The sequence below is a fragment of the Methanospirillum sp. genome (genome assembly GCF_035560735.1).
Lineage (GTDB): Archaea > Halobacteriota > Methanomicrobia > Methanomicrobiales > Methanospirillaceae > Methanospirillum.
Window position 1 is genome coordinate 1 of record NZ_DATMYY010000338.1, and the last position, 3,936, is coordinate 3,936.

Genomic DNA, 3,936 nt, shown 5'->3' on the forward strand with positions numbered 1-3,936 from the left:
CTATGGTATTATCATCCTCATCGTTGTCATTGTCATCTGGGTGCTCTGGAAACGGAAGATGAAAGGACGGAAAATTTCATTAAATGTAAAATAAATCGGACGAATCATGGCGGAAGATGAGAACGTCGTCCGATTAACTGATGTAAGCAAGATATATCCCCTCCCTTCCGGAGATGTCATCGCTCTTGATCACATCTCCCTCACTATCAAGAAAGGGGAATTTGTTGCGATAATTGGGCCATCCGGGTCTGGGAAATCAACCCTACTCAATCAGCTAGGATGTCTTGATGTGCCAACAGAGGGTGACCTTGAGATCGGGGGAAAACTGGTCCGTGATATGACTGATTATGAACTCACTGATCTTCGTCTGGTTACAATCGGGTTCATTTTCCAGAAATTCAATCTTCTCCCCCTTCTTTCTGCATATGAAAATGTGGAGTACCCATATACGCTGAAATATCGCAAAAAAGACACAACAGGAAGAGTTGCCAAACTTCTTGCGATGGTTGGAATTAATGAGGATCGTGCCAAGCATAAACCACCTGAACTGTCAGGTGGTCAGCAGCAGCGGGTAGCCATAGCCAGAGCCCTCGTTAATAATCCGAAAATTCTCCTCTGCGATGAGCCGACTGGAAACCTTGATTCTAAGACCGGTATTCTGGTAATGAGTATGCTCAGAAAACTCAATGAAAAAGGAAAAACCCTGATCATTGTTACTCATGACCCGGGAATTGCTGAACAGGCAGATCGGATTGTCACCATCAGAGATGGGAGAGTAGTGTAGCAATGAAAAATATTATCTTTGCAATGGCTTTGAGAAATGTTAAAATAAACTATCTCAGATCCATCCTTGCTGCATTAGGAATTACAATCGGAATTATATCCATCGCCTCTATGGGGATGCTGGGTACAAATATGACCTTTTCAGTTAAGGATTCCCTTTCGTCAATGGCTGATAAACTAACAGTCAATCCGTACAGCGGAAAAGGAGGGGGTGGAGGTGCCCCTGGTGGTGGTGGGTCTACAGACAATCTTACAAAAGCCCAGTATAAAAATATCGTCAAAATAGCTGATCAATATGGCTATGCGTATGGTGTGCATTCTATCCGTGCTAAAGTCAAGAAAGGGAAAGATGAGTGGAGTACTACGATATATGGCCTTGAAACCCCGGCTATGAAGAGAGTTCTGGAAAATATATCCGAAGGTGGTTATCCCAGCAGTGATGGTTCGGTATTAATTGGTGCGACATTTGCTTCTGATAACAGCCTTGAGCCCGGAAGTAAATTTACAGTATCTGGACAGGGATTAAAGGTAGCAGGAATCATTGCAGCTCGTGGTATGTCCATGGACCTGAACACAGACAGTGCTGTGGTAATGACGAAATCTAAGTATGAGTCTATGTTCGGTGCAACCGATGAGTATAACCAGGTTAATGTTATCCTTGATAATATCGACGAGGCATCAACAGCCGTAGAAGCAATTGGTAAACAGATGAATCGCAGGGAAGAGGTAGTACGAGTTCAGGATAGCAGTCGCTTTGTAACGATGATATCCTCGTCAGTTACAACGATTACCAGTTTTGCCTCCCTTATTGCCGGAATTTCTCTCCTGGTGGCAGCGGTCTCTATATTCAACATCATGATGATGTCGGTGACTGAACGTATCAGGGAAATTGGAGTTCTGCGAAGTATCGGCACTCAAAAGAAAGAGATTCTCATGATTTTTCTTTATGAGGCTACCCTTATTGGAATAATTGGAGCTTTAGCCGGAATGGCGTTCAGTCTGTTGATAGGATATGTTTTTATACAAATCATGGTTGGTAGTACTAAGTACTTCTTCACGGTTGACAGTCTGATTCATCTTCCATATGCAATGGCCATTGGACTGGTGATATGCATTCTATCAGGTATATATCCGGCATGGAGAGGTGCAAATATGGATCCGATTGAAGCACTTCGCGCAGATTAATAATTACCATTAGGTGATATCATGAATTATTGCAAATTTTTTGTTGGGTTTCTAATTTTTTTCATAGTAACCCTTTGTTATGCATATGCAAATGTACCCTCATCATCAGGAGAGCTCTCAAAAACTTTGCAAACTCCTGGTACCCAATCTTATCTTGTCGGAGATGCGAATCAGTCATTGAACCAGAGCCGGGGTAGTGGTCAGTCTGGTGCAAGTAATGATAAAAACGATTCTTCAGAGATAGTTGGAACTTCGCGAACTGCAGTAACACGACTGACTGGAGATCAAAAAAATCCATCATCATCTTCGGGTAATGAGCAACCTACTCCCTCGTTCACTCCTGTTTCCAGTTATCCAAATGGAACAAACCCGATTCCAGGATACAATTCTCCACATCCAGGTCCTTCTCCGGTAAAGTCCGTTGTTCCGACTGCCTCCTCTACTCCGGTCTCAGCAGCGCCAACCGTGAATCATCCTGGTTCTGGATACAGTTCTCCAAGTTCAATTCCTTCCCCAGTAAAATCCGTTGTCCCTACTGCCTCCTCAACTCCGAAGTCAAGTCGCCCTAATGAAACTCACTTTGGTCCAGGATACAATTCCCCGAGTCAAGTTCCTTCTCCTGTAAAGTCTGTTATTCCTACTGCCTCTTCCACCCCTGTTTCAAGTAATCCTAATGAAACTCATTTTGGTCCTGGCTCTGGTTCACTAAATCCAGCTCCAACTCCACAAGTATCCAATAATCCAACTCCCATATCAACCCCTGTTTCAGTTTTTCCAAATGGAACTCATCCGGGTCCTGGCCCCGTTTACCCAAGTACTGTTCCTACCCCGGTGATGTCAGGTATTCCAACTCCTATAATGACGCCGGTTTCAGATCATCCTAATGGGACTTATCCAGGCCCTGGTTATAATTATCCCGGTCAGTCGCCTGTCTTCACAGAAATACCAACTCCGGTGATAACGCAGGGTCCGAATTACCCTGATGGCAGATACTCTCCAGGTCCACAGCCACCATTCACCTATCCTGCAACACCAGTAGTAACTCCTTCACCTGACCAGCCTTACTACACACCCACACATGTTCCTGGTGATAATGATCCAGATCCAATAATGTCTGATATCCTGCTTCACAGAGGGGATCCTAACTACTATAATGACAGGTATTCATATCCTGATCCGGGACATTACCGGTATGATTCGAGTCCCTTCTATGCACCCCGGTATGATCGGGACAGTGGTGCTATTCAGGTGATAAGCACACCTTCCGGTGCAGTTGTATATCTGAACAATAATTATGAAGGAAAAACCCCATCATCAGGATACCTGGGAATTTCTAGTCTGACTCCCGGGGATTATCAGATTACAATATCAAGCGTCGGCTATTACGATTATACCTCAATAGTTTCTGTGTATCGTAATGAAGTTATAACCGTAAATGCAGTTTTAGATCCTGTCACATCTGGCTCTGCACCATCAGTAACAGATGGAGGGACAATAGATGTTCAGTCATCTCCATCCGAAGCAGGAGTTCTCCTCAATAATGTGTATCGTGGCACAACTCCGATAAACCTCCAGAGCATCACTCCGGGAGCGTATAATCTGACTGTTTTTAAAGATGGATATGCTTGGTATGCTCGTGACATATCAGTTACATCCGGTCAGACGACGGCGGTTTCTGCAGTACTATCTCCTCAGAGTTCTGCACAGAATGATCAGAGTCATGTACAAGCAGCAGAAACAGTTGTTCCTGTTTCTACAAAGTCACCACTTCCAATTTGGATATTTTTCGTAGCCTTAGCTATGGGAAGTATCCTGGCAGCACGACGACAATAATCTGAAAAGAGATGGGTTCTTGAAATGACCAACTCTTTCAGATAACCTTTTTTATATCAGGTGTGATCCCATCCGAAAGCAGGAATCTAAAGAAATGAACCTGCGTGTACATATTACTCGAATAATTCGCTCTGT

The 3,936-nt window shown here is 43.9% G+C and carries 3 protein-coding genes; all 3 read left to right on the plus strand.

Annotated features, from left to right (window positions below):
- The first annotated feature begins 106 nt into the window (after positions 1-106).
- The 3 genes from VN429_RS10035 to VN429_RS10045 are packed head-to-tail and all read left to right on the plus strand — an operon-like array spanning position 107 to position 3,801.
- A complete protein-coding gene (locus tag VN429_RS10035) occupies positions 107-784 on the plus strand; it encodes an ABC transporter ATP-binding protein (RefSeq protein ID WP_325632848.1) in 678 nt (225 codons plus the stop codon).
- A 2-nt stretch (positions 785-786) separates the two neighbouring features.
- A complete protein-coding gene (locus VN429_RS10040) occupies positions 787-1,968 on the plus strand; it encodes an ABC transporter permease (protein ID WP_325632850.1) in 1,182 nt (393 codons plus the stop codon).
- A 21-nt stretch (positions 1,969-1,989) separates the two neighbouring features.
- Positions 1,990-3,801 (plus strand): PEGA domain-containing protein, encoded by a 1,812-nt coding sequence (locus tag VN429_RS10045; protein ID WP_325632852.1) that lies wholly within the window; start codon positions 1,990-1,992, stop codon positions 3,799-3,801.
- The last annotated feature ends 135 nt before the right edge of the window (positions 3,802-3,936 follow it).